The organism is Cellvibrio polysaccharolyticus (assembly GCF_015182315.1).
Classification (GTDB): Bacteria; Pseudomonadota; Gammaproteobacteria; order Pseudomonadales; family Cellvibrionaceae; genus Cellvibrio; species Cellvibrio polysaccharolyticus.
Genome location: NZ_PRDL01000001.1, coordinates 3,169,267 through 3,195,738 on the forward strand (window position 1 = coordinate 3,169,267; position 26,472 = coordinate 3,195,738).

16 protein-coding genes are annotated in these 26,472 nt (G+C 52.4%); 10 read left to right on the top strand and 6 right to left on the bottom strand.

The annotated features are described in order from the left end of the window. Positions 1-168: 168 nt before the first annotated feature. The 6 genes from C4F51_RS13460 (at position 169) to C4F51_RS13485 (ending at position 8,365) form a co-directional block, all read left to right on the top strand. Positions 169-684 carry a sigma-70 family RNA polymerase sigma factor gene (locus tag C4F51_RS13460; protein ID WP_193910610.1) on the top strand — a complete coding sequence of 172 codons (516 nt, stop codon included), beginning with the start codon at positions 169-171 and terminating at the stop codon, positions 682-684. Next, entirely contained in the window at positions 681-1,640 is a 960-nt protein-coding gene (locus tag C4F51_RS13465) for a FecR domain-containing protein (protein ID WP_193910612.1), read from the top strand. The genes C4F51_RS13460 and C4F51_RS13465 overlap by 4 nt, the downstream gene beginning before the upstream one ends. Positions 1,641-1,739: 99 nt before the next feature. Then, positions 1,740-2,234: a sigma-70 family RNA polymerase sigma factor gene (locus C4F51_RS13470; RefSeq protein ID WP_193910614.1), complete on the top strand. Its 495-nt coding sequence runs from the start codon at positions 1,740-1,742 to the stop codon at positions 2,232-2,234. Beyond that, complete coding sequence (locus C4F51_RS13475) at positions 2,227-3,192, top strand: FecR domain-containing protein (RefSeq protein WP_193910615.1); 966 nt, start codon at positions 2,227-2,229, stop codon at positions 3,190-3,192. Before C4F51_RS13470 ends, C4F51_RS13475 begins: the two co-directional genes overlap by 8 nt. A gap of 425 nt (positions 3,193-3,617) precedes the next feature. Next, on the top strand, positions 3,618-5,900 hold the full coding sequence (locus tag C4F51_RS13480; RefSeq protein ID WP_193910617.1) for a TonB-dependent receptor: 2,283 nt from the start codon (positions 3,618-3,620) through the stop codon (positions 5,898-5,900). A 113-nt stretch (positions 5,901-6,013) separates the two neighbouring features. Then, positions 6,014-8,365: a TonB-dependent siderophore receptor gene (locus C4F51_RS13485; protein WP_193910619.1), complete on the top strand. Its 2,352-nt coding sequence runs from the start codon at positions 6,014-6,016 to the stop codon at positions 8,363-8,365. 324 nt (positions 8,366-8,689) lie between these two features. Here the strand turns inward: C4F51_RS13485 and C4F51_RS13490 are convergent, their stop codons facing one another. From C4F51_RS13490 to C4F51_RS13500, 3 genes are all read right to left on the bottom strand, one after another. Further along, entirely contained in the window at positions 8,690-11,539 is a 2,850-nt protein-coding gene (locus tag C4F51_RS13490) for an EAL domain-containing protein (protein WP_193910621.1), read from the bottom strand. A 378-nt stretch (positions 11,540-11,917) separates the two neighbouring features. Then, on the bottom strand, positions 11,918-12,898 hold the full coding sequence (gene ghrB / locus C4F51_RS13495) for a glyoxylate/hydroxypyruvate reductase GhrB (protein WP_193910624.1): 981 nt from the start codon (positions 12,896-12,898) through the stop codon (positions 11,918-11,920). A gap of 48 nt (positions 12,899-12,946) precedes the next feature. Then, positions 12,947-14,272 carry a hemolysin family protein gene (locus C4F51_RS13500; protein ID WP_193910626.1) on the bottom strand — a complete coding sequence of 442 codons (1,326 nt, stop codon included), beginning with the start codon at positions 14,270-14,272 and terminating at the stop codon, positions 12,947-12,949. Positions 14,273-14,524: 252 nt separating this feature from the next. Here C4F51_RS13500 and C4F51_RS13505 point away from each other — a divergent pair, with 252 nt between their 5' ends. Next, positions 14,525-16,996 (top strand): PemB family protein, encoded by a 2,472-nt coding sequence (locus C4F51_RS13505; protein WP_193910628.1) that lies wholly within the window; start codon positions 14,525-14,527, stop codon positions 16,994-16,996. Between the two features lie 61 nt (positions 16,997-17,057). Here the strand turns inward: C4F51_RS13505 and C4F51_RS13510 are convergent, their stop codons facing one another. Beyond that, positions 17,058-18,059: a family 43 glycosylhydrolase gene (locus C4F51_RS13510; protein WP_193910630.1), complete on the bottom strand. Its 1,002-nt coding sequence runs from the start codon at positions 18,057-18,059 to the stop codon at positions 17,058-17,060. A 465-nt stretch (positions 18,060-18,524) separates the two neighbouring features. On the opposite strand from C4F51_RS13510, the gene C4F51_RS13515 reads away from it, so the two are divergent. After that, a complete protein-coding gene (locus C4F51_RS13515) occupies positions 18,525-20,075 on the top strand; it encodes a TerC family protein (protein ID WP_193910632.1) in 1,551 nt (516 codons plus the stop codon). Positions 20,076-20,521: 446 nt separating this feature from the next. Here C4F51_RS13515 and narL read toward each other — a convergent pair whose 3' ends face one another. Next, entirely contained in the window at positions 20,522-21,172 is a 651-nt protein-coding gene (narL, locus tag C4F51_RS13520) for a two-component system response regulator NarL (RefSeq protein WP_193910634.1), read from the bottom strand. A 266-nt stretch (positions 21,173-21,438) separates the two neighbouring features. Here narL and C4F51_RS13525 point away from each other — a divergent pair, with 266 nt between their 5' ends. Then, positions 21,439-22,977: an MFS transporter gene (locus C4F51_RS13525; protein WP_193910636.1), complete on the top strand. Its 1,539-nt coding sequence runs from the start codon at positions 21,439-21,441 to the stop codon at positions 22,975-22,977. A gap of 6 nt (positions 22,978-22,983) precedes the next feature. Here the strand turns inward: C4F51_RS13525 and C4F51_RS13530 are convergent, their stop codons facing one another. Beyond that, a complete protein-coding gene (locus C4F51_RS13530) occupies positions 22,984-24,813 on the bottom strand; it encodes an ATP-binding protein (protein WP_193910638.1) in 1,830 nt (609 codons plus the stop codon). Between the two features lie 247 nt (positions 24,814-25,060). On the opposite strand from C4F51_RS13530, the gene hemN reads away from it, so the two are divergent. Continuing rightward, positions 25,061-26,452, top strand: coding sequence for an oxygen-independent coproporphyrinogen III oxidase (hemN, locus tag C4F51_RS13535; protein WP_193910640.1), 1,392 nt, complete (start codon positions 25,061-25,063; stop codon positions 26,450-26,452). Positions 26,453-26,472: the final 20 nt, after the last annotated feature.

The window sequence follows — 26,472 nt, forward strand, 5'->3', positions numbered from 1 at the left end:
AACGCTGAATCAAAAATGCATCACAAAGTATCAGCCAGGACGGCGGTAACGAGCCTAAGGATGGGCGCTCAGGTCACAGCGTTAGCCATTACAAACAAATTTGCCAGCCATCTGCAGATGCCATAAAATTGCGAACAATTATCATTATTGGTTCTGGCGGTATCAGTCATGTCCACTAGCGAAGCGGTGAACCCGGTCGATCTTCAAGCCCTTTATCTTGGACATCACAGCTGGCTGCGCGGCTGGCTCAGCAAGCGTTTGGGCTGCTCGGAAACCGCCGCGGATCTGGCGCAAGACACTTTTCTCAAGGTGTTGCTATCGCCGCAACATGAAACCATCCGCATTCCCCGTGCCTACCTCTCTCGCATTGCTCACGGTTTGATGGTCAACCATTGGCGCCGCAAGGATATTGAACGCGCCTGCCTGCAAGCTCTGGCAACGCTGCCGGAAGCCGAAGTGCCTTCGCCGGAAACCTGCGAATCCATGCTGGAAATTCTCTACCAGCTGGACGCCGCCCTGGAGCAACTGCCGGCGCTGGTCAAACAGGCATTTTTACTTTCACAGCTGGACGGCATGAAATACCAGCATATCGCCGGGCAACTGGGCGTAGCGGAAATTACCGTGAAGCGCTATGTCAAACGCGGGCTGGTGCAATGTCTGATGGTGATGGACTCCCTTGCATGAACCGGCAGCCCGCCCTTCGGGAAGAAACGTTTGAAGCCGCCGCCGACTGGTTATTGAAAATTCAGCAGGGCACCTTGTCGGCACAGGAAAAGCAGGATTTTCAGCAATGGCTGACCCATGCCGACGACAACCGCCGCGCCTGGCAGCGCGTGGAAAAACTCATGGGCCAGCTCGGCACCCTGCCACCGGATATTGCCCGGCAGGCGCTGAATGCACCCGACAACAGCGAGCGCCGCACAACCGTTACCCGCCTCGCCCTGTTGCTTGCCGCGGTGCCGCTGGCAGGTAGCCTCTGGTATGTGAGCCGCGAACCGGCGCTGTTTGCCGGCCACAAAACCGCCGTGGGCGAGCGCAAAACGCTTCAGCTGGAAGACGGCACAGTCATCACCCTGAATACCGACACCGCCATTGACGTGCAATACGATCATGCCGGGCGCAAGGTGTTATTACACAGCGGTGAAATTTATCTGGAAACCGGCAAACAACCCGATGCGCGCCCCTTCCAGGTGGTCACCAGGTTCGGACATTTCCGCCCGCTGGGCACCCGTTTTTTGCTGCATTTACAAACCGACAGCGTGCAATTGACGGTGCAGCAAGGGGCGGTAGAAGCCATCCGCCCACAACATCAGCGGCTGATACTGCAAGCTGGCGAGCAGGTGCAACTGGGGCAAGCTACCGCCAGCAACATTACCCCGGCCGATGAGCACGCCAATGCCTGGACCACCGGCATGTTGCTGGCCGATGCCATGCCGCTGGAGCAATTTGCCGGAAAGATCGGGCGCTACCGCAATGGTCGCCTGTCGGTCGATGCAGCCATCGCCAACCTTGCCATTTCCGGCGCCTATCCCCTGGACAATACCGATCAAACGCTGGCGATGCTGGCCGAAGCTTACCAATTGCGTATCGAATCCCATTGGTTTGGCTACGCAACCCGCTTGACGCCATCTACCCCTTAGCAGCAAACTAGGCACCCGTTAAGAATAATTATCAATATTATTCTCATTCATAGCACTCTGCGCGATCTGAATCCGTCCTTTTGGAATATAGGCTGCTGTATGACGAATGTTGCCGTTGATAGGCTCTATAAGGATCACCAAAGCTGGCTGCACACCTGGTTACGCCGAAAAATCGGCAATAGTTGGGACGCCTCCGACCTGGTGCAGGATACGTTTTTAAAGGTATTACTGAAGGACGACCGGGAAAGCATTCGCGAACCCCGCGCTTACCTCACCCATATTGCGCATGGTTTGATGGTAAACAGTTTGCGGCGCAAGGATCTGGAGCGCGCTTATTTACAAGCGCTGGCCACCCTGCCGGAAGCGGAATATCCGTCGCCGGAAAACCGCGCACTGGCGCTGGAAGCCTTGCAGGAAATTGACGCCCTGCTGGACGGTTTGCAACCGCAGGTTCGCCGCGCTTTTCTGTTATTGCAACTGGAAGGCTTACGCCACGCCGAGATTGCCGAACGCCTCGGTGTGTCAGTAAGCTCGGTGCGGCAATATCTCGCCAAAGCAATTCAGCATTGCGCGTTACGCCATCACCATGTCTGAAAACCAACTCCATAAAAACGCGCTGGAAACCGCTTCGCGATGGTTTGTTCGCCAGACTGATAGCGATTTTTCAGAAACCGAGCGCATCGCCTGGCTGGCCTGGCGCGAACAAAGCCCGGCCAACGAAGCCGCCTGGCAAGCGGTAGAGCAAGTTACACAAAAATTTTCGTTGCCCGGTGTTTCTACATCCGTGGGCATTGCCACACTGGATCGCCCCGCTTCACCGGCACGGCGACGAGCCTTGCAACAACTGTCGCTACTGGTGGTGTTGGGTGGTGCCAGCTGGGCGGGCTACCGACAAGCGCCCTGGCAGGAATGGCGAGCCGACTATGTAACGGTTGTTGGCGAGCAACGCGAAATTTATTTACCGGACAACTCAAAAGTTACTTTGAATACCGATTCAGCACTGGATATTTTTTTCACCCCTGATGAGCGGCGGCTACTGTTGCACAAGGGTGAAATGTTTATTGAAACCACAAGCACAACCACAGAGCAGCGCCCGTTTATTGCAGCCACTCAACACGGCGATGTACAAGCATTGGGCACGCAGTTCAGTTTGCGCACCGCTGGTGAGCAGTCACGGGTGGATTTGTTTGCCGGTGCCGTTGAAATACGCAACGCGCAAAGCCCGTTAACACTGCAACTGAACGCAGGAGAAACCACTACGTTTACCAGCACATCGATTGTTTCCCCCTCACCGCTGTTATCCGAGCTTCCCTTGTGGTTAAACGGGATTCTGGTGGCCGATAATCAGCCATTACCAGAATTCATTGCCGAACTTGCACGTTACCGCAACGGTTATTTGTTAGCTGATGACTCGTTGAAAAATTTCCGCATCTCCGGCGCCTTTCCTATTGCCGATACCAATGCGATTCTTGATTCCATCAGCCGCACTTTGCCGGTAAATGTGCAGCGTTTTACCAATTATTGGGTGCGTGTAGTGGTGGCGAAAAGTTAAACACAAAACTGATAGTTGCTGACCTCGGGAAGCTTGGGAGCAAGTGTCATTCTGTCCGTTTGCCATTAGGGGAGATGTTTCCAAAAACGCATGAATAATTGGCAGGATTGCCAATTAGCACAGCGAAGCTGCCCGCCGGGTGAGCCACATGGATGTGGCGAATGCATCGTCCTTGTAGCTCTGACTGGTCAACGGCAACGGCTCCTGCGTTGCGCCAACCGCGTTGCTCTAACTTCCGCCATCCATGGCGATCGTCCATGACCCGACAGTTTTGGAAACATACCCCCTAATGGCAAACTCGTATGTACCAGTCTGAAATTTCCTGAGACCATGCAAAAAAATTCAATTTACCCTGTCACTTTTTCAGTTTCATTTGGCATAGGAGATGAACCCGTGTTTTCACCCTGTCATCTCCAGGAAACGCTATGACTCATCACAGACCTTCTTCCAAAACTTTGCAACGCAATCCGTTAGCGCTGGCGCTTGGCGCGGCGCTATTGACGGTAGCAGCTACCACTACCCTGCCCGTTTTCGCACAAGCACCGCAACCGGCGGCAGCGATTGTTAAAACTTACGATATTCCTGCCGGCTCACTGGGCATCAGCTTGTCGAGTTTTGCTGCGCAGTCAGGTGTGTTGCTGTCTTTTGACCCGGCGCTGACCAGTAACAAACACAGCAAGGGTTTGCGTGGCAGCTACGGTGTTGAAGAAGGTTTCAGCCGCTTGCTGGCAGGCAGCGGTTTGGGGCTGGTACGTCAGGGGCAGGGTTATTCCTTGCAAACGATTGCCAATGCCGGCGTGCAATTGCCAGCGGTCAATGTGTCCAGCAGTTATGAACCATTAAATGCCGGGGTCAGCGGCAACCGCAGTGTGGTGAGCGAAGAACACATTGAAAATATTCAGGCCACCGACCTTGAAGATGTGTTTCGTCGCACACCCTCGGTAGCGGTTGGCGGGTCTATCAGTGCCGCTGAAAAAGTGTATGTGCGCGGCCTTGAAGATGCCTTGCTGAATGTCACCATTGATGGCGCAACCCAGGCCGGTGTCTTGTTCCATCATTCCGGGCGGCTGGCGATTGAGCCGGAATTGTTAAAACAGGTTGAGGTCCATGCCGGTGCCGGTATCGCTACCGATGGACCTGGTGCGCTGGGCGGCTCAATTCAATTCACCACCAAAGACCCGGAAGATTTATTAAAACCCGGTGAAAAACTCGGTGCCCTGGTTAAAGCCGGTTATCTGGATAATGCCGAGGGTTACAAAGGCAGCGTCAATTTATTTGGTCGTATTACCGATGACTGGAGCGGTATGGTCAGCTTATCGAAAACCGATACCGATGCCATTGTGGATGGCAAAGGTCGCGAGCTGGCGGGCACCGCATCCGAACAGAGTATGGGCTTTGCCAAAGTGGTGGGGAAAATTACCGACAGCCAGACGCTGCGCTTCAGTTACGACACGCGCAAGGATGAAGGTATTCGTGCGCAGCGCCCGCAGTGGGTTATCAGTGACTGGAACCCCGGTTATCCGCTGGCCATTGAACGGGAAACCTTTAACCTGGGTTATCAAATCAACCCCACCGATAATCCGTATTTGAATCTCGAAGTTACCCTCTACGATACCAGTGCCGAGCTGGAACAAAACGTGATTGGCCACTGGGGCGTTTACCACGGTTCAACCGACAGTGAAGGTATTAACCTGCGCAACACCAGCCAGTTCGATGCGCATGAATTAATTTACGGTGCCGAGTACCGCAAGGATAACGCCGATGCAGGCCCCGGCACCAACCCCACTGAATACGGCGAGTCTGGCAGCGTAAAAGCAGTTTTTGTGCAGGATCTTTACCAGGCTACTGAAAAATTATTATTCAGCGCTGGTGTTCGTTACGATGATTACGCCCTGGACGATGCCAACAACCAACGCTTTGAAGCCGATGGTTTTAATCCCAATGTCGGCGTCAGTTATCAGTTAACCGATAGCCTTAGCCTGAACGCAAGCTACGCCGAAGCCTTACGCGGCCGCCAGACCATGGAAACTTTTTTGCTGGATTCACGCTTGAATGACCCGGCATTAAAACCCGAAGAAGCAAAAAATACCGAAGCCGGTTTTGAGTACCACCACAATGCGCTCGGTTTATCCGGCACTTTTTATACATCCCGCATCGACGATGCCATCAACGACCAGCGCATTCCTTTTAACGGTGCGCCGCGTTGGGTAGTGCGCAATATTGGCGATATTAAAACCGATGGTTATGACCTGCGTTTGAGCTACGACTGGTCGCAAATACAAGCGGGATTGACCTACAGCAATTTTGATTCCGAACTGGCAAGCGGTGATGGCGATTTGCAATTGAACGCTTACGACCACGGTGCGCTGGGCAACACCATCGGCAACACCTGGACACTGGATGTTGCCTGGCAAGCCAGTGAGCAATTTTCGTTCGGCTGGAACAGCCGCGTTGTGGAAGGCGTAAAAAATGTGCGCAGCTCAGCGGGCACCATGAATCAACCGGGTTACGCGGTGCATGATCTTTACGGAAAATGGGCACCGATTGAGATGTTCAATATGACACTCACGGTAAAAAACCTGTTTGATAAATACTACATCGACCACGCCACCAACGGCAGTTTTGAACATATCGCCGGTTACGAAGGCATTGTCGGCCTCGCCGAACCGGGACGCGATATTCGTTTAACCATGAGCTGGCGTTTGTAAGCAACACCAGTCACAAGGACGTGACAGTTTAAAAAATATTTCACGACCACAGATACTTTTTGCTTCCCCGATTGGCGAAGGAATTAAAATCCCACCCATCACGAGGAAGTTTCATGCGTTTTTCCCATCACTTCAAAAGAGCACGCCCGTTGCTCTGCACCCTGGCACTGGCTATGGCCACACAAGTCGCCGCCGAAACCGCCACGCTTACCGCTCGCGATTACCAACTCGACGCAGGCCCGTTGGGCAGAACCCTTTCCAGCGTTGCCGTGCAGGCAAGCATTCCGCTTTCTTTTGATACTGCATTAACCCGGGGGAAAAACGCCCCGACCCTTTCCGGTAACTACACACCGCTGCAAGCGCTTGAAGCACTGCTCAATGGCAGCGGTTTGCAACTGGTACGCAAAGCCGATGGCAGTTACACATTGCAGGTGATTTCGGGTACACCGCGTCTGGCAACCGTGGCGGTGTCCGGTAAAGCGATGGGCTCTACCACCGAAGGCACCGGCTCTTACACCACTGAATCTACCAGCAGCTCCACACGTCTGAATTTGTCATTGCAGGAAACACCGCAGCCAATCTCTGTGATTACACGGCAACGGATGGAAGATCAGGGGTTGAATACACTGAACGAGGTGCTGGATGCGACCACGGGTATCACGGTCAAATCATTCGGTGTGGGTGGCGACGGTCCGCAACTCTGGGCTCGCGGTTCCAGCATTACCAATTTCCAGGTAGAAGGCGTCCCCAGCTCTTCTTCTATGAGTAACTATCTGCAAAGCAGTGTGATGTATGACCGGGTAGAAATCGTAAAAGGGGCGACCGGTATGATGAGCGGCCTCGGCACGCCATCGGCTACCGTCAATATGATCCGCAAGCGCCCTACCGGTGAACCGCTAACTGATATCACGATGGAGGGAGGCACCTGGTCCAGGTACGGCGTTGGCCTGGATGTTTCGCGTACGCTGAATGAAGAGGCATCGGTGCGAGGTCGGCTGGTCGCGGATTACAAAAACCAGCAAGCATGGGCCGATAACTACCAACAGGAATATGGTGTGTTGTACGGTATCGGTGAGGTAGACCTCGGCATCAACACCTTATTAACGCTCGGATTCAGCCACATTACCCGCAATACCGATGCGCCCATTCGTCCATTTTTCATTCAGTACAGCAACGGTCAGCCCAACGGAGCAAAACCCTCAAACTACGCGGCGCCCTCCTGGACCTATTATGACCACCAACTCAACAGCCTATTCAGCTCTGTCGAACATACATTTGATTCCGGTTGGAGCGCCAAAGCCGAGCTGACGCATACTCGCTACAAGTACGATGCGATAATTGCTTCATTGCAAGGCGGGGTGGATCAACTCACAGGGCTAGGTGCTTACGCACAAATGCCTTTATGGGCCAACGAAGCCGAACAGACCAGCCTGGATTCCTATATCACCGGCCCCTTCACACTGTTCGGGCGGCAGCACGAAGTGATCGGTGGTATCACTCTGTCACAGGTAGATCAGGAGAGCCCCGGCTACCCGACCTACCGACAGAATGTTACCGACATCTTCAACTGGACCAACACCATCTCCGAACCGACATTCATCCAAACCGGTGATGTTGAAACAAAAGAAAACCAGTTTAGCGCCTACCTGAGCTCCCGCTTGCAGGTAAGCGATGCAACCAGCCTACTGCTGGGCGGCCGCATTACCGACTGGGAGCGTGACCGGAAAGCCTTTACCTATGCCAACAGTAGTGTCAGTAACTCACGCGATCGCGAACACAACGTCGTAATTCCCTACCTTGGCATCGTGCATGAGTTGAATAACATCCTGTCGCTATACAGCAGCTATACGAGGATATTCAACCCGCATGGGGTGCGGGTGCGGGACGTTAACAATATGTCGCTGGATCCGGAAGAAGGCACCAGCTACGAAGCCGGTATTAAAGCCGGTTTTAATGATGGAGCACTGACATCCAGTCTGTCTTTATTCCGTACCGAACAGGACAATCTGGCCCTCTACAACATCGCCCTGGTAGCCTATGAAGCAGCCAATAATGCCGTCACTGAAGGGGTAGAAGTGGAGCTGAACGGGCAGCTCGCTGAGGGCTGGCAATTCAGCGCCGGCTACACCTACAGCGAAACCAAAGACAAGGACGGCCAGCGCGTCATGACACGCATTCCTCGCAACTCCGTCAAGTTGTTCACCACCTACCGGTTACCCGGCGATTGGAATCGTTTCACGTTGGGCGGTGGCATCAATTGGGAAAGCAAAACCGGTGACGATTACATCCAGGGCGGCTACGCCCTGATGAAGTTGATGGCACGCTATGAAGTGAACAAACAACTCGCCATCACAGCACACCTCAACAATGCGTTGGATAAGGAATACTACGTAGCACTGGGAGGCAGCGGCGGAACCTTTGGTGATCCACGCAACTTTATGATCTCGGCGAAATACAGTTTCTGATTTTTCCACCTCACTTGCCGCCTTCAACGGCGGCAAGTGGTTTCAAGCATCTGATCAGAAGTTACCGCGTAGCGTTAACATGGCATTGGCAGGTTCACCATACCAATTACCCGAGTTGCTGCTACCCATGGATTGCCGCTTTTTTATCTTAGTCGTCATTCCATGTGCAGCCGGCAAACACATGCCAGCGCCTGAGTATCAGCACCCGGCTTTGACAAGGACATTTTTACAATGGGCTAAAGAAGGTATCAGGAGATGATCGTTAAAGAGGGTTGTTAAGGAAGATCGTTAACAGGCATGAGCCGGAAGCCGGCTCAACGTCGATCAGGCCTGTTTTATCACGATGACGATATCGCTTAAGGGGTTTTCCTGTTCTATTTCCGAAGGGCCGGTGAAGTCGAAATGGAAATCTACCAGGCACGGCAAGGGTTTTCCCTGCGCGTCATGGAGCGTTACCTGGGTGCTGTAATCCTCGCGCCAGCCGGTATTGCCCTTGATATTGGCGATGTCGCTGAGATCCGGCAGCAGACCGGTGAGTAATTCCAGCGCATTTTTGCCAATTACGTCCTGTTCGTTGTAGCCGAAAAGCACCGGGAATACCGGATTGACGTAGGAAATTTCCATCTCCGGCGTTGTTACCAGCACCGCACTTTCACCGCGCGCAACCGCCAGTGACATGTTATGGATTTGTTCTTCCTGACGCTGCTTGTCGCTAATGTCACGAATAAACGCGGTAAAGAGTACGCGCCTGCCCAACTGCACCCGTGAAATAGACATTTCGCCCCACACCAGCGAGCCGTCTTTATGCAACACCGGTACTTTGCGGCTGTTACCCATTAACGGGTGCGCCGCGTCACCGCCTATCAACGACCCCGCCTCAACTTCATGGGGCGCAGGTGGAATCAGCATTTCAATGGACTGGCCCAATACTTCACGGCGCAAGTAGCCCGAGAGTTTTTCTGCTGACTGGTTGAACAGAATAATGCGATTTCCTTCATCAATTACGATGATGCTATCCACCGCCTGTTCCAGGGTTTGGGTAAGAATCTGGTAGGTTTCGTGAGCGCTGGCGCGGCTCCAGCTTTGTTCGGCATACAAGGGGTCTGCCGTTTCCAACGCCTGCTTTGGCAAGGCGGCGATCAGTTCAGACGCCGTGGTAGGTCTGCCGAACAGGAAACCCTGCACGCTGTCGCAGCCCATGTTGGTGAGAAATTCCTGCTGTTCCGGTGTTTCTACCCCTTCTGCCACCACCCGCATATTGAAGCTTCTGGCCAGCGCGATGATGGAGGTAATAATGGTGGCGTCTTCACTGCCGTAGGTGAGGTCGCGCAGGAAGCCTTTGTCTATTTTCAATTCACTGGCGGGCAAACGTTTGAGATACAAAAGGCTGGAGTGACCGGTGCCGAAGTCGTCAATGGAGATTTGTACACCGAGGGCATTGAGTTGATCCAGCACCAGCAGGTTGGCTTCAAGGTCGCTCATGGCGACTGACTCGGTAACTTCGAGCACCAGTGAGGACGGGCTTAAATTGAAATGTTCAAGAGTATCGCGAACATTGTCGATCAAATCCGGGTGCGATAATTGCAAAGCTGACAGGTTGACCGCCATGGTCCAGCCGGTATAACCGTCATCGTGCCATTGGCGTAACTGACCGCAGGCTTCACGAATAACCCACTCGCCCAGGTTAATAATAAGACCGGTTTTTTCTGCCAGCGGAATAAAAACATTGGGCGGGATCATGCCGTGCTCGGGGTGATTCCAACGTACCAGCGCTTCCATGCCCATTACCGGCCCACTGGGCGCACGGTATTTGGGTTGGTAATGCAACACCAGCTGGCCGTTTTCAATGGCATGGTCCAGCTCGCGCAATAAACTCAGGCGGCTTTGCACATCATCGTTAAGGGCATTGTCAGAAAAACAATAGCGATTGCGCCCCATAGACTTGGCACGGTACATGGCGGCATCGGCATTGACCATCAGCGCCCGGCGGGTTTCTCCATTTTGTGGATACACCGCAATACCCACGCTGGCAGAAACGCGCAGCTTGCTGCCTTCAAGGTGGTAGGGGTTACTGATGGCTTTGATTAAATGGTTGGCAACGCGAATCGCATCGTCATCGCCATTAATGTCCATCAGGGCTAAAAATTCATCACCACCGAGACGGGCAATAAAATCGCGGGAGCGGGTTGCCGACTTCAAGCGCCGGGCTACTTCAACCAGCAAACTGTCGCCGGTGTGATGTCCATAAATATCATTGATGGCTTTAAAGCCGTCCAGATCAATAAACAACAGCGCAAAGGAATGATCGCCCTGTTTTGCCTGCTCCAGTTTTTCCAGAATCACGGTTTTAAAATGCCGACGGTTGGGCAAACCGGTCAGGCTGTCGTGTAGCGCTTGCTGCGAAAGAATGGCATTGGCTTCTACCAGCGAACTTTGCAATTTTTGTTTTTGTAACTGGTGCCGACGGCTGAGGGTGGAAATTACCAACAGACTGACGATGGACGCCAACGCCGACAAAATAATCAGCGGCGCCAGCCAGATTTGATTTTCAATTTCATAGCCGGGTTGGGCAGGATGGGAATGGAATTCGGCCGCCGCCATGCCGGTGTAGTGCATGCCGGCAATACCAAAACCAATAAACAGCGCAGCGCCCAGCCGCAATGCCACCAGGCGGGAGCTGTCACGCAGACGGTGGTTAATCCATAAGGCAATGGTAGAGGCGGAGATGGCAACAACAATAGAGAGGGCAAACAGCAGCGGGTCGTAATGCAAGGAAGCGTGCATTTGCATGGCTTCCATGCCGGAGTAATGCATGAAGGCAATACCCAGCCCGAAAATAACACCACCGGGTAAGAGTCGCCGCCACCCCAGCTTTTCACGAGCCACCAACCATAAACTGAACGCCGACATCACGATAGCAATCAGTAGCGAAAGCAAGGTGATCGCCGCGTCGTAACCTACGTTGACCGGTAGCGAAAAAGCCAGCATCCCCACAAAGTGCATGGACCAGATGCCAAAACCCATGATGGTTGCGCCGGCGGCCAGCCAGGCTTGTCGCACGCGCCCGGTAGAGACGGTGATGCGACTGGCCATGTCCAAAGCGGTATAAGCAGAAAAAATGGCGATGAGAACTGAAACAACAACCAGCAATGGCGAGTGATGTCCGATCAGCATAAGGAAGTATTCCGTGCAGACGGGAGCAACGCAGTAGAACATTCGCCAACCCGCAGATGCGGTTTTCGAACATTCCACAGCCCAATAACAAAATATCGGGGAAGCCGGATAGCCATGTTTTCACTCAGTAACGCGGTCGAGAAATGGAAATTACAAACTGACGACATATTCTGCTAAAAATCCACTAAAAGATAGGCACTACCAGGCAAATTAAACCGACTTGGGCTCAAAGCGCTAATAATTCACAATGTAGATTAAAAATCACACTGCGCACTGAATAAAAATTGCCAATAGTGTTTAAAAAAACATCAACCGGGAATAACAAAACACGCGTTGGCAATCGCCATCATTTGAACTTCTTGCCACCATCTATTGCCTTCACGGCGTTTTAGCCAGTAGCTCGCGATTAACACAATAGCGGGTCACTTGCCCGGTCAAAGCATTGATAAGGTTTTCAACCGCGCACGCGGCCATGCCGTAACGCGTTTCATGGGTTGCCGAGCCAATATGCGGCAGGGCTACAACATGGGGCAATTGTAATAAGGGCGAATTGACCGGCAGCGGTTCCTGCTCAAAAACATCCAGGCCAGCACCGGCAATAGTGCCGCGCTGCAAAGCGCTGATTAAGGCAGACTCATCAACCACCGGCCCACGACCGGCGTTAATAAGAATGGCCGACGGTTTCATCAGCGCCAGTTCCGGCTCGCCAATAAAGTGGTGGGTTTGCGCCGTAAGCGGCAACACCACACAGACAAAATCAGCCCGCGCCATCAATTCATTCAACTCGCAACGCTGTGCAGAAAATTTCTCTTCGGCATCCGGGTGCGCGCTGCGGCTGGTGTATAAAATCGGCATGTCAAAGCCCAGGTGCGCACGCCTGGCCAGCGCTTTGCCAATGCGCCCCATGCCGACAATGCCCATTGTTTTATGGTGCACATCGCAACCGAACCAGCTGGCGTCAATGGAAGATGTCCACTCACCGGCTTTGGTCCGGTTGGCAACCTCCACGATACGACGGGCAGTGGCCAACACCAGTGCCATCATGGTGTCGGCCACGGTGTCGGTCAGTACGTCCGGCGTGTGCATCAATAACACGCCCCGCTCGGTTAACGCCGTTACGTCAAAGTTGTCGTAACCGACTGAAATAGTAGAAGCCACTTTCAAACGCGGCGCATGGTCAAGCACCTGGCGGTCAACATTGGCATTGGAGCCAATGATGCCTTCGGCCTGTGCCAGCCACGACAGGGTTTCGCTGTTATCCAGCGACAGCCCCGGTGTTTCAATCACCCGGGCGTGTTCACTCAACCTTGCTAGTAACGCTGCGGGTAAAGGTTTATAGGCAATAACGACCGGTTTCATACAGACTCCTGTGCAATACACTCAACAACATGGATAGGAGCCATCATGTCAGGAACCCTTACCCGCCGCTGAGACCTGGGTATCATCAGCAAGGTGGCTGACGCGCGTCACCAGCAACTGATCAATTTTGTAGTTATCAATATCGACCACTTCGAATTTGTAGCCGTCATGAATAACAAAGTCAGTGCGCTTGGGAATTTTGCGCAGCGTATACATCATGAAACCGGCGATGGTTTCGTAATTTTGTGAGGCCGGAAAATGATCAATCGACAGCACACGCATCACATCGGCCAGCGGTGTTAACCCTTCGACCAACCACGAATTATCGTCGCGGGACACAATTTGCTCTTCTTCCGAATGAACCAGCTCGCCCATCACAATATTCATTACATCCTTGAGCGTTATTACCCCCACCACCATGGCGTACTCATTCATGATCACGGCGAAGTCTTCACCGGTAGACTTGAAGTACTCCAGCACTTCATAAAGCGACAAAGTGTCGGGAATAATTAAAGGGGTACGCAAAATACCTTCTGCGTCCAGAGATACGTCATGGCCATTTAAAATTTGCAGCAGAATATCGCGGGTATCGACATAGCCCAGCAAACGGTCCAAAGACTGGTCGCACACCGGAAAACGGGAATAGGCATGTTCGGCAATGCGGGCTTTCATCATGTCTGAAGAATCGCCCTTGTTAAACCAGAACAAATTTTCCCGCGCGGTCATCGCCGAGGTTACGGTGCGCGATTCCATTTCAAAGACGTTCTCCAGCAACTGATGTTCCTGTTGCTGCAACACCCCGGCCTGGGCGCCGGCGTCCATCATGGCGATGATATCTTCCGGGGTGATATTGTCTTCACGCATGGTGGGCAATTTGAATATTTTAAAGACAAAATTGGCCAAACCATTGAATAACCACACCAGCGGCTTGAGCAATACAATCAGGCCGGCCATGGGTTTAACCAGCGCAACCGCAACCGCCTCCGGGTACACCATCGCGAGGCGCTTGGGGATCAAATCCGCGAGCAGAATAAACAGCGCAGAAATCAGAAACACCGAAAAGGAAAAAGCCACCGGTTGTATCCAGGGGCCTTCAAAAAAGTATTCCAGCAGGTTGACGAAATAAGGCGTAAATGCCGACTCGCCTAAAATACCGCCGAGAATACCCACCGCATTGAGGCAAATTTGTACCACGGTAAAATAGTTACCCGGCTTCTCTTGCAGGGCCAATACCCGGGAGGCATTCTCATCGCCCTCCGACGCCATTAACCCCAGCTTCATTTTGCGGGACGCCGCCAGCGAAATTTCCGAGAGTGAAAAAAAAGCACCGACCGCAACCAGCGCCAGCAGCAATAAACTGTATTCCAACGTCATAACTTTTTTCCTGTAGTACCGGTTTAAACCACTATCCGGAATTTTTGCTGTTGCGTCGTAAACACCGCCAACAGAACAGCAAAAACCCCCGAGACGACGATTCATTATAGCTGCTGCTTTTTCAACCTGTCGGCAGCTGCGCTTCTCGTTCCAAACGCCCGTAGCTTAACAGCATGACAAAAAGGTTACTCCTACCGCGCTGACAATCCCGAACTTCTGGCAGAATGGGTCGCACAAAAAACGGAGAATAATATGCACACGTCAACCCGCCTTGCCCGCTTCTCGATGGTGATATTGATCGCCTTGCTGGCCGCCTGCGAAAAGCCGGCCGTTAGCTCGCTGGCGATTAACACTCTGACCGGAGAGAGTTTACAGCTCAACAGCCGACACTTTTATGTCAACCCGGCGCTGCCCGCCAGCAAACCGCACACCTTTCAATTCAAAAACCTGCATGACGCTGTCGCCGCTGCAGACAGCGGCAGCGAACAACAGCCGATGGTGATTTACCTGGAGCCGGATGTGTACCCGATGAACGGTACAGAAACCGATCGCGGTTTGTACATCCATCAGGATTGGCTGTCGCTGATCGGTTTGGCCAGCGATCCACAGGACGTAGTACTGGCGGATAACCGCGGACACACCATTGGTGCCTCCAGCGAAAAAGGTTCATCGCCGGCTGAAACCCTGTTTGTAACAGGCACCGGCTTTCGTGCGGAAAATCTGACCCTGGGCAATTACTGCAACGTGGATCTGGTGTACCCGAAAGACCCGTCCAAAAATCAACCAAAACGCTCTGCCACCATTACTCAGGCTTATGTAATAGGCGCGCATCATCCGGACAAGGTGCTGGATAAATACGTGTTTAAAAATGTACGTTTTGTCAGCATGCTCGACACCATAGCGCTCGGCCATGTAAAGCGCGCTTATTATGAAAACGTGTACGTTCAGGGCACCGATGATTACATGGGCGGCGGCGATATTCATGTTATGAAGAACGCGGTTCTGCACAACTACACCAGCAAACCGGTGTACAGCGCAGGCAAAAACGGCATGGCATTTATTGACAGTGAATGGCGGGTCGCCTTTTCCGACCCGCAGGATCTCACCATCACCAAAGTGTCTTCACCGATTTATTTGATCAACAATAATTTCTCGGATACTAACGGCAACCTGCGCGATATTCGCTGGGCCAACTATCCGCGCAGTGATGTGCAATCCATGAGTTGGCGCACCACCCGCGAGGGCGAGCCTTATACCATCCAGCCACAGGCCAATACGCTATTGCTCAGCGACCGCCAGGCGGCGGCGTTTAGCGTACACAACTTGCTGAAGGGCGAAGACGACTGGGACCCGGCTGGCGATAAAGCCACCGACCCGGCAACCACCGATGCGGCCATCAATGTGAGCGTTACGGCCAATGCAACCCTGCGCACCGGCGAAGCGCCAGTTATCTTACAGGCCTCGGTATTCCCTGCTGATGCCAGCCAGACCATCCATTGGCATGCCGACAATGACATGCTGACCCTGGAGCCGATTGATAGCCAATCGGTACGCGTGATCGGCCACAACGACAGCGAAGCAAGTGCCACCGTCCAGGTTACCGCGTCGGCAGAAAATGGTATTTACAATCACAGTGTGGTGACGGTGCACCCGGCACTGCTGCCTGCCCCGGCGTTCATCAGCAAACCGGCGTTATCCGGTGTTAATGCAGGCAGCCTGCAATTAAGTTATGCGCTGGATCTCGCTCACGGCAAGCACACCCGCCCCGACCACTCACACGTCACCTGGTACCGCGCCCGCGATAAAGACGGCAGCAATGCCTTGCCGGTTGCCATTTCCCACGGCAACCAGCCACTGCTGCAATACGCCTTGACCACCGGGGACGTCGGCCATTACCTGCTGGCAACGGTTGCCCCGGCGCACAATCGTAGCCAGCCGGGCGAGCCTCAATTAGTCATCAGCGCTCGCGCTATTACGCTGAACGATATACCGGGCGATGGCCTGGCCAAATTCAACATCAGCACAGATTTCAAACACCTGCCCACCGGCTGGCAACCGCAACTCCTCGACGGCACCTGGACCCAGGATACCTTTTACCCGAAAGATCAAAAAGTCGCCTGGCGCGCCGAAGAAACCACGCCCTGGACATACGACCGTGGCATCAACGGCGCTGGCCAGCAAACCGGCCTGCTGACCACCGCCCAGGGCGCACGTCTGCTGTATTCACAGTCGGTCAGTATTGACGACATGCGAGTTGTGGTAGAGATGAACCCGGCCAAAATGGCATCACAAGGTTTTGGCAGCCCCAACGGGCAATATCTGGAAATCTACATCAAATACGACACCCGCAGCCAAAGCGGTTATGCCTTGCGCATTGAGCGCACCAACAAATACGGTTTCGCGACCGATTACACGCTGTACCGTTATGAAAATGGTGTTGGAAAAGCTATTTCAGATTCAATATCCACCACCGCCTTCAGCCCCGGCGCCCGGGTAGAGCTGACCATCAGCAAAGGTGTATTTACTGCCAAAGCCACCACCAGCTCAGCGCGCAGCTCGGATCAAATTGCCGCCGGTTTGCCAGACAGTGTGACGCTGCTAGCCCAGGTTGAAAACAATACCTTTGGCGGTGCCGGTTTACAGCACACAGGAACGGTAGGCGGTGAAAGCCGGTTGCAGATAACCCGGCTGAGCATTAACTACGATATTAATGAGGATCACTAATAAAAAAGCCCCCGACTTCAAAAGTGGGGGGCTTTTTTGCGGTACCGATTACGACAAAAGATTAATGCTTGTGAGCACTGTTTTTAACGCGAGTAGAAAAATCACTTACGCCTTCTTTGGTACGCTCAACTTTCTTAATAGTGCCATCTTCATTGAAGTACAAATATTCCGCTGCACTGTGGCGCTGTCTTTTCTCGCAAGTACCTTCCGGTGAATCTATCCAACGGTGGTAAAACAAAATCCACTGGCCTTTATATTCAACAATGGAATGGTGATTATTCGCATTGTTCTCCTGCTCCATAATCACACCCTGATATTTCCAGGGGCCTTTCGGTGAAGTCGCGGTGTAATAAGTGAGCACACGGTTATTTTCCGGCATGGTGAAATAGTAAAGACCGTTGCGCTTGAATACCCACGGGCCTTCCATTTTCGGCTCATGGCCGCCCATATCCATTTTGAAAAATTCGCCTTTGGTGCTGCGCATATCGTCGGCCATTTCGATCACCAGATAATCTGCATTCTCACCCACGCCATGAAAATACAAATAAGCCTTGCCGTCGTCATCAATAAACATCGCCGGGTCGTTAGCGTAGGGTTCGGTCCACAAGGGCGCGCCGATCATGTCTTTGAAGGGGCCAGTAGGTGAATCACTTTCGGCAATACCAATACCCATCCACTTGGTACTTTTTTCCGGGTTTACCCGGTCTTTAAAGCCGGTGCCAGCCGGAAATACAAAATAGTACTTGCCGTTTTTGTAAGCCGCATCCGGTGCCCAGGCAAAATCATCTGCCCATGAAAGGTCGTCTACCGACAAAATGGCACCGTGATCTTTCCAGTCCACCAGGTTTTCTGACGAAAACACATGCCAGTCTTTCATGTGAAAGTCTTTCTGGCACTCTTCATCATGCGAGGTATACAGGTACATTTTTCCATCAGCCCATACGTGACCCGAAGGGTCTGCAGTTTTGATGTTGCTGCCAAAATCGAGAGGGTTCTGGGCATGGGTAAATGCAGCGCCTAAAGATAAACACAGCAGCGCTGCTGTAGTGGTCAATCGTTTCATAGTTATTTTTCCTGGCCAGTTAACATCACTGACCGATACCGGGCCGATGGGTTGATTATGTCGCCCCGAATAAGCCGGGGCTGTTATGGTTTGAATAACTATAACAACATTGACTCAAACTGCCCATATTTTTGACCCGCAACGGCTTTTTATCCCCGGTTTTAGCGGTAATAGCGGCGTTTTTTGCTGCGCCATGCAAAAACAAAAATACTATTTAAAACAACGTGTTATAAAAATTTAATGTAAATTTTTATTGATCTTTTGCCGGAAAACCTATATTCAAGCAGCCGTAGCATCGCTGTTTTCACGAGAACATAGCCGCTACAACCCGATTGGCTACTGAGGTGGGCACAACCCCTTTTATATGGACGCGTCTCGAATACGTCATTGTTTTACGCATACTGTTGATTTTCCTCCGGCTGCTGCGACCTCTGGTTGCCCTGTCGCCCTGATGGAGTTCGTTAAATGGAATTTTTAATGGACCCCTCAATCTGGGCCGGCCTGCTCGCCCTTATCGTGCTGGAAATTGTTCTCGGCATTGATAACCTGGTTTTTATCGCCATTCTGGCGGACAAACTTCCCCCGCATCAACGCGACAAAGCACGGGTCATTGGCCTGTCGCTGGCCTTGATTATGCGGCTGGGTCTTCTTTCTGTTATCTCCTGGATGGTCACCCTCACCAACCCGCTGTTTTATGTCGCCGGTTGGCCGGTTTCCGGTCGGGATATGATTTTGCTCTTCGGCGGCCTTTTCCTGGTTTACAAAGCCACAGTTGAGCTACATGAAAAAATGGAAGGCAAAAATCACGTAGAAAACAAAAGCACGCTGTATGCCGGCTTCTGGGTGGTGGTAACCCAAATTGTTATTCTTGACGCGGTGTTCTCGCTGGACGCCGTGATTACCGCTGTCGGTATGGTGGATAACATCTATGTGATGATGACTGCTGTTGTGATTGCCATGACAGTGATGTTGCTGGCCTCCAAACCGCTGACCATTTTTGTTAACAAGCACCCCACCGTGGTTATCCTGTGCCTCAGTTTCCTGTTGATGATCGGCTTCAGCCTGATCGCAGAAAGTTTTGGCCTGCATATCCCCAAAGGCTACCTGTATGCCGCTATCGGGTTCTCTATTTTGATTGAGGTTTTCAACCAGTTAAGCAAACACAATTCGCTTAAAAATCAGGAAAAGCAGCCGTTCCGCGAGCGCACCGCTGACGCCATTATCAAGCTGATCAGCCGCAATCCGCTGACGGTTTCACCGTCACAGCAGGTACAGGTTGAGCAGGAAAAAATCTTTGCCGATGAAGAACGCTACATGATCAGCGGTGTGTTAACCCTGTCCGAGCGTTCTGTTAAAGGCATCATGACGCCGCGCAGCGATATCTCCTGGCTGGATATCAATGACTCACAGGAAAAACTGCGCGAGACTATTTTGTCGGTACCGCACAGCTTCTTCCCGGTCGCTCGGGAAAATATCGACAACGTATTTGCCATGGTGCGCGCCAAGGAATTCCTCGATGCGCTGGACAACGAAACGGATCTCAAGCCGTTGATGAGCAAATACCGCCCGGTATATATCTCTGACCATATGAATATTCTTCAGGTGATGAAGGTATTGCGTCAGTCCAACGGCAGCCCGGCGATGGTGGTAGACGAGTTTGGTTCTATCAAAGGTCTGATTACGCCGCTGGATATTTTTGAAGCGATTGCCGGTGAATTCCCGGATGCGGATGAAACCCCGGAAATTCAAAAAATGCCCGATGGCACCTGGCTGGTAAGCGGCGCCGCTGATTTGTATCAGCTGGAGCTGGAGCTGGATGTAAACCATCTGATCAGTCGCAAAGACGGCAGCTTTATCAGTGTTGCCGGTTTGATTCTGGAAGAGCTGGGGCATATTCCAAGCATTGACGAAAAAATCGTCAGGGAAAACCTGATGTTTACTGTTCGGGAAATTCAGGAAAACCGCATCCATCTGGTTGAGGTGAGTATTGTCGAACCGGAGAATGGTCACGAGTAACAAAAAAGCCCGGCAAATGCCGGGCTTTTTTTCGCCTTAATTTCACTGAAGATCCGATCAGCACAATGCGAGTTTGCCGTTAGGATGTTTGTTCCAAAACTGTCGGGTCATGGACGACCGCCATGGATGGCGGAAGTTAGAGCAACGCAGGAGCAGTTGCCGTCGACCGCCATGGATGGCGGAAGTTAGAGCAACGCAGGAGCAGTTGCCGTCGACCGTCAGAGCCACATGGGTGGAGTGCGCATAAAGCAAAACATGTTTTGCGCGTACGGAACGACAATCCTCTGTGAGGATTGGCCGGCTCCGCTTGCGGATGTTCATGCGCTTTTGGAACAAACATCCTAACGGCAAACGGATAGACTGGCACTTACCAGCAGGTTTGAAAAACAACGTCCTGATACCAATCTCCGATTGAGCCAATTTGAAACGCTTAAGAGTCTGACAACTCATTGCGCGGAGCGGTGATTTACCATCCACACTGCGGCTTCTACGCGGGAGCGCAAGCCGAGTTTTTTCAGCAAGTGTTTAACGTGTACCTTAACGGTGCCGTCAGAAATATCCAGCGCCCGCGCAATAAGTTTGTTACTCATACCCTGCGCAATCAATTCAATAATTTCCCGCTCGCGGCCGGTCAGGCTTTCAAGGCTGGAGGTAGGGCTTTTTTGCGGTTTGCGAATCGCGCTGGCCAGTACCTGGGTAACCGCTTCGCTCATCACCATCTTGCCTTGCAGTGCGCGCTGAATTTGCTCCAGCAGCAACTCCGGCTCCATGTCTTTTAACAAATAACCATCAGCACCGCGTGAAATGGCTTCCAGCACATCTTCATCGGCATCGGATACCGTCAGCATCACAATACGCGAGGTCACGCCTTCGTCTCGCAAACGGCTGAGGGTTTCCTGGCCGTTCATGCCCTGCATATTCAAATCGAGCAATATCAAATCCGGGTCAAGCTCTGTACCCAGCGCAATCGCCTCTTCTCCACTGCCCGCTTCGGCAATGACTTCAAGGTTGTCAGCCAACCCGATTAACTGCTGCAAACCTTTGCGCAGCAACGGGTGATCATCAACCAGCATGATAGTAGCGACCTGCTGTGTCATATCCTGTACTCCCAATCTGATGAAAATCTGACGCGGCAAACAGTGCGCCCAGGCGACCTGCTGCCAGGCAAGCTTATCATCCTGGCAGCGCAAATGATGTAACCCGGAAGAATAACCCGTTCAGCAAAATTACCCCTTTGGGAGTACCTCGAAAAAACACGATTTTCCGCAAAAACTAACCCCAAGGGCGAATTGAGTTGATCGCCAACAGACGGCACACTGACCGTCATCAATAATGATGGCCGACTAACCGCGAGATCCTGGCTATGCCACAGGAATTTGTTCACACGGAAAGTCACGCCTCTACTGCCAGCACAACAACGAACAACGAACCGCCTATCTGGTGGTTGATCGCCTGTGCCTTTTGTTGCTTCGGTGTTTGGTCAAGCTGGAGTGTTATCGTTGTTTTGCTATTGCAGACCGGGGCCAGCTATTCCGTATCAGCACTTTTTTCACTGCTGTCCATTTCCGGGCTGGCCGGTGCCAGCTTGCATATCGCGCTCGGATTACTGATACCACCCGGCAGCGCACGTCCGCTATTGATGCTCTGCATCGGCTTTCTACTGATTCCCGCTACCCTGCTCTGCTGGCTGCCCGCGCTGGACGCACCGCTGTGGACACTGCAATTGGCCGCGTTGTTTTGCGGTTTGGGCGGCGGCAGTTTTTCTGCGTTTATTACCCGTGTTTGTTACCAGTTACCGCGCTCGCAGCAAGCCACCACGCTGGGGCTGGGCAAAGGCCTAGCGCACCTTGGCATGGCTGCCAGCCAATTGCTTTTACCGCTGCTGGTCAGCATCGGCCTATGGAGCGGAGCACAAGCCAACCCGCTGGTGACCGGCCAATTCAGTACGTTGCTCGGCAGTGACAGCAGCAGCGAAATCCGGCTGCAACAATCATTTTTGTTATGGCCGCTGTTGCTGATGTTATTGCTGCTGTTTGCCTTGAAAAATTTTCGCAGCAGCGAAACCACCCGCCGCGAAACACCCGGCACCGGGCTCGCCGCGCTGGGCATTGGCCTGGGCGTAAGTGCTCTAGGATTATGGTTAACCCTGTCACCGGAAGCGTCCGGCGCAGGGCTGCAATTATCGCGGGAATTGGTACTGGTTGCGGTTGCACTCACCATGCTGGTGTTGCTGCGCTTTTTATTCGGCGCGCAACATCCGGCGTTTGCGCTGTTTAATAACCGCCATACCTGGGCCATGAGTTTGTTATACGCCATGAGCCTGGGCTCTGTTTTAGGCCTGGCTTGCGCGCTGCCATTAACGCTGGAATTGGTGTTTGGTTACATCCCCGATGGCGATTTACGATTGCCCAATCCCAATGCACCCGGCGTGTTTACCTATATCTGGATGGGGCCTTTATTGGGTGTGCTGGCACAACCGGTTGGCAGCTGGCTGGCGCGGCTTTTCGGCAGCGCCACGGTAACGCAAAGCTGCGCACTGGTTATGATGCTGAGCGCGGCATGCAGCGCTTATTATTTATCGGCCGCTTACCAATCTACCGAGCCGGAACAATATTTTTTAACGCTGTTGATGCTGGTTTTTATTTTATTTGCCGCGGCGGGTTCCAGTTATGCGGCATTGTCGCTGGCGGTGCAAAACAGGTTTTCCAGCCGCCAATTGCTGCATGCACGCCTGTGGCTGACCGGCATTGCCAGTTACGGTATGTTTTATATTCCGCACTTGCTGGGCGAGCAAATGGCGCAAGGCACACCGGCGCAAGCCATGATCGGCTTTGCGCTTTTTTATGGTTTATGTTTGCTGGTGAATGGCTGGTTTTACAAACGGCGGGAACGCACTGCTTAACAAGCTTTAGCCGCCCTGCCTTGCAATCAAATTGCGCTGCTGTAAATAATCCGGAGTGAAACCAAAATACACCCCGGTGCCACCTTCCTCGCGCCGCCTAATCGTCACATCACCACCGAGGTTCTTACTGCGTTCGCGCATAATCGCCAACCCGTAATGATTGAGCTTTTCCGGTGACTGGGCGATACCCACGCCATCGTCTTCAATACTCACCTGCACCTGCTTTTGGTCGCTCTGGTACACCTTCACCGTCACCGACTGGCCGCCACTGTGGCGCACGGCGTTTTGTAAAGCTTCACGGATAATTTGCAGCAAGTGAATTTCTTCGTTGGGTGTGAGCGGCAAATTACTCAACCGGTAATCGAGAGAAATATCCAGCACCGATTGTTCACTGAATTGTTTGATACTGGTTTGCAAGGAACTGAGCAGCCCGGAGGAATCCATTTTCAAACGGAAAGTAGTGAGCAGCTCACGCAATTGCCGGTAGGCCGAATTCAAGCCTTCCTGCAATTCTGCCGACACATCTTCCAGGGTGGTGCGGTCATCTTTGGCCAAACCGTGGTTCAACCTTGTTACCTGAATTTTTAAATAAGACAGCGCCTGCGCCAGCGAGTCATGCAGTTCACGCGCAATAACCGTACGTTCATGCACCAGTGCCAAACGACGGGCGTTGTCTTGCTGATTTTGCAAACTCAGGGCCACCGCCAGTTGGTCAGCGACGGATTGAATCAACTGACGCTGCCAATGATCCAGCTCACTACGGTTACTCATACGGCACACCAGCACACCATAGTGACGCTGCTCATACAACATAGGAAAGCTGTAACGGCACAAACCGGTTTGACCAGCCGCGTTGGTAGCGTTGGTTAAGGTTTCTCCATTCAAACAACTGTTACAGTTTTCTGCCGCACACAAACCAACCGCATTGTCCGCCGGTTTGATTTGTAAATAAGGGCTGTCACCGGCTTCGGTCATCAGGCAGAGTTCGATATCACCACCGTCAATCAGCTGTGCCAGGCGGCCAACAATCTGGTCGTAGTCAATACCTGCCGGGTCGTGTTCAATAATAGTTTTGGCCGTGTCATACAAAAATTGCAACGCGGTATTACTGCGTTGCAAGGCACGGGTTTGCTCTTCAATGCGCTCTTCCATTTGTTCGTGCATACGCGCAATGGCTTCACTCATACGGTTATGCGTTTGCGCCAGAATGCCCAGCTCGTTCAACTCCCGCGGCACCAGCCGATCGCTGAAATCGCCCTGCCCTACGCGGCGCGCAGCGCGGGTTAATTCCGATAAAGGCTGTTCTACTTTCACTTTTAACCAGTAAACCACCACCGATGACAACAACAAAATCAGAAACAGCGCCGTTACCTGGGTTAACCGCAGCTTGCGCGCATTGCTTTCGGAATGATGTTGAATACTGGTGACCAACCCGTTTAACAACGTCACTTGCTCGGCCAATAATTGCTGAATTTCTGTGGCGGCAGGTTTGGCCATTAACCGGGGAAAAATCTCCTGCCAGAAATCGAATGCTACCTGCCAGGTTTCCCGCAATGCCGGGTTGTGGTGTTGCAAACTGTTAAACAGAGGATGCTGCCAGGTGTACTCCAAACGCTCCAGAACCTGCTGCAATTGCAACTCGTCAACATCCGGTTGCGCCAGTAAAAAACCCATTTCATAACTTTGTACCCGCAAGGAACCGGCAATATTAATGGCGGCGGCGTCGCTATCGGCGCGGTCAGAAATCCAGTAAGAGGTGAGCATGGTAGCCATCGACAGCGCTACGATGCCGGCAATGGCGGCGCTGATTCGGATCACAATAGAAGACTGACGCATAACAAATCCCGGGGTATTCAGCTGGCCGGGTGAAAAAGGAATACACCTTTTGCGCTCCGGTCGAAAAGTAACGCGATTTTATCACCGCAAAATTGCAACAAGACGTTATAAATCAAAATATTAACGAATTCGTGCTTATACCACTTTATGGGTAGAAAGCCGCATTTTTCAGCTAACCCGTGGCGAGAATTCAAAAACGCGTTGGCGCATAATCTGCTTCACCAGTGATTGTTACCCTGAGGCCCGCATGACTTTATTCAACACATCCGTTACCTGGAATAATGAACTGATCAGCCGTTACGATCTGGCCGGGCCGCGCTACACCTCCTACCCTACCGCGCCGCAGTTCAGCGATCAATTCTCCATGAGTGATATGCACGCGGCTATTGAGCGCAGTAACGCCACGGCCAACCCGCTCTCACTGTATTTTCACATCCCCTTTTGCGACACCCTGTGTTTTTATTGTGGCTGCAACAAAATTGTTACTCACCATAAAGAACGGGCAATGCCTTACCTGCAGCGCCTCGACCGTGAGATGCAAATGCAAGCAGCATGGTTTGATACCCAACGACAGGTAGAGCAATTGCACTGGGGCGGCGGCACCCCGACGTTTATCAGCGATGCAGAAATGACCTGGTTAATGGCAGCCACGCGCAAGCATTTCTCACTGCTGGATGATGACAGCGGTGAGTACTCGGTAGAAATTCACCCCGGCAGAGTCTCTGCCAGTACCATGGGGCATTTGCGTGATCTTGGTTTTAACCGCGTCAGCATGGGCGTGCAGGACTTTGATGCAAAAGTACAAAAAGCGGTCAATCGCTACAACACCCCGGAAGATGTTCGCTCGCTGGTGCAAGCGTTGCGCGCGCAGCAATATCACTCCATCAGCATGGATTTGATTTACGGCCTGCCGCTACAAACTCGTGCCAGCTTTACCGAAACCCTGAAACAGGTGATTGATTTATCGCCCGATCGCCTATCGCTTTTCAACTACGCGCACCTGCCGCATTTATTTAAAAGCCAGGCGCTGATCAAGGCAGACCAGCTGCCTTCCGCGCAGCAGAAGCTCGATATTCTGCAGTCGTCCATCGAACAATTACAGCAAGCCGGATACGTGTACGTGGGCATGGATCACTTTGCCAAACCACAAGACAGCCTGGTAAAAGCACAACAAGCTGGCAAACTGCAACGCAACTTCCAGGGCTATTCTACCCACGGCCATTGTGATTTATTGTCTTTCGGCGTTTCGTCCATCAGCGCGTTTGGCGATGTGTATTTACAAAACAGTAAACAATTGGATGATTATTATCAGCGCATCGACCAGCAACAACCGGCCTTTGTACGCGGCTTTACTCTGAGTAAAGAAGACCTGTTGCGCCAGCGTGTGATTAACCAGCTGATCTGCCACTTTCATCTGGATTTTCAACCGATACAGGAAGAGTTTGGCATTGCGCCAACCGAATACTTTGCTAACGAGCTGGCAGAGCTCCAACCGATGGTAGAGGACGGCCTGATCAGCATTGACGACAAGGGCATTCAGGTACACAACACCGGCCGCCTGCTAATCCGCCGCATCTGCATGGTATTTGACGCCTACCTCAATCAGGGGACGATGATTCGGTATTCGAAGGTGATTTAGCGGAAAGAAGCAGGAAGAGA

What these genes read in the sequence shown, in the direction of transcription:
- C4F51_RS13485 (WP_193910619.1), top strand. Translation starts at nt 6,014, where the DNA reads ATGCGTTTTTCCCATCACTTCAAAAGAGCACGCCCGTTGCTCTGCACC.
- C4F51_RS13505 (WP_193910628.1), top strand. Translation starts at nt 14,525, where the DNA reads ATGCACACGTCAACCCGCCTTGCCCGCTTCTCGATGGTGATATTGATC.
- C4F51_RS13490 (WP_193910621.1), bottom strand. Translation starts at nt 11,539, where the DNA reads ATGCTGATCGGACATCACTCGCCATTGCTGGTTGTTGTTTCAGTTCTC.
- narL (WP_193910634.1), bottom strand. Translation starts at nt 21,172, where the DNA reads ATGACACAGCAGGTCGCTACTATCATGCTGGTTGATGATCACCCGTTG.
- hemN (WP_193910640.1), top strand. Translation starts at nt 25,061, where the DNA reads ATGACTTTATTCAACACATCCGTTACCTGGAATAATGAACTGATCAGC.
- C4F51_RS13475 (WP_193910615.1), top strand. Translation starts at nt 2,227, where the DNA reads ATGTCTGAAAACCAACTCCATAAAAACGCGCTGGAAACCGCTTCGCGA.
- C4F51_RS13480 (WP_193910617.1), top strand. Translation starts at nt 3,618, where the DNA reads ATGACTCATCACAGACCTTCTTCCAAAACTTTGCAACGCAATCCGTTA.
- ghrB (WP_193910624.1), bottom strand. Translation starts at nt 12,898, where the DNA reads ATGAAACCGGTCGTTATTGCCTATAAACCTTTACCCGCAGCGTTACTA.
- C4F51_RS13460 (WP_193910610.1), top strand. Translation starts at nt 169, where the DNA reads ATGTCCACTAGCGAAGCGGTGAACCCGGTCGATCTTCAAGCCCTTTAT.
- C4F51_RS13510 (WP_193910630.1), bottom strand. Translation starts at nt 18,059, where the DNA reads ATGAAACGATTGACCACTACAGCAGCGCTGCTGTGTTTATCTTTAGGC.
- C4F51_RS13525 (WP_193910636.1), top strand. Translation starts at nt 21,439, where the DNA reads ATGCCACAGGAATTTGTTCACACGGAAAGTCACGCCTCTACTGCCAGC.
- C4F51_RS13465 (WP_193910612.1), top strand. Translation starts at nt 681, where the DNA reads ATGAACCGGCAGCCCGCCCTTCGGGAAGAAACGTTTGAAGCCGCCGCC.
- C4F51_RS13530 (WP_193910638.1), bottom strand. Translation starts at nt 24,813, where the DNA reads ATGCGTCAGTCTTCTATTGTGATCCGAATCAGCGCCGCCATTGCCGGC.
- C4F51_RS13470 (WP_193910614.1), top strand. Translation starts at nt 1,740, where the DNA reads ATGACGAATGTTGCCGTTGATAGGCTCTATAAGGATCACCAAAGCTGG.
- C4F51_RS13500 (WP_193910626.1), bottom strand. Translation starts at nt 14,272, where the DNA reads ATGACGTTGGAATACAGTTTATTGCTGCTGGCGCTGGTTGCGGTCGGT.
- C4F51_RS13515 (WP_193910632.1), top strand. Translation starts at nt 18,525, where the DNA reads ATGGAATTTTTAATGGACCCCTCAATCTGGGCCGGCCTGCTCGCCCTT.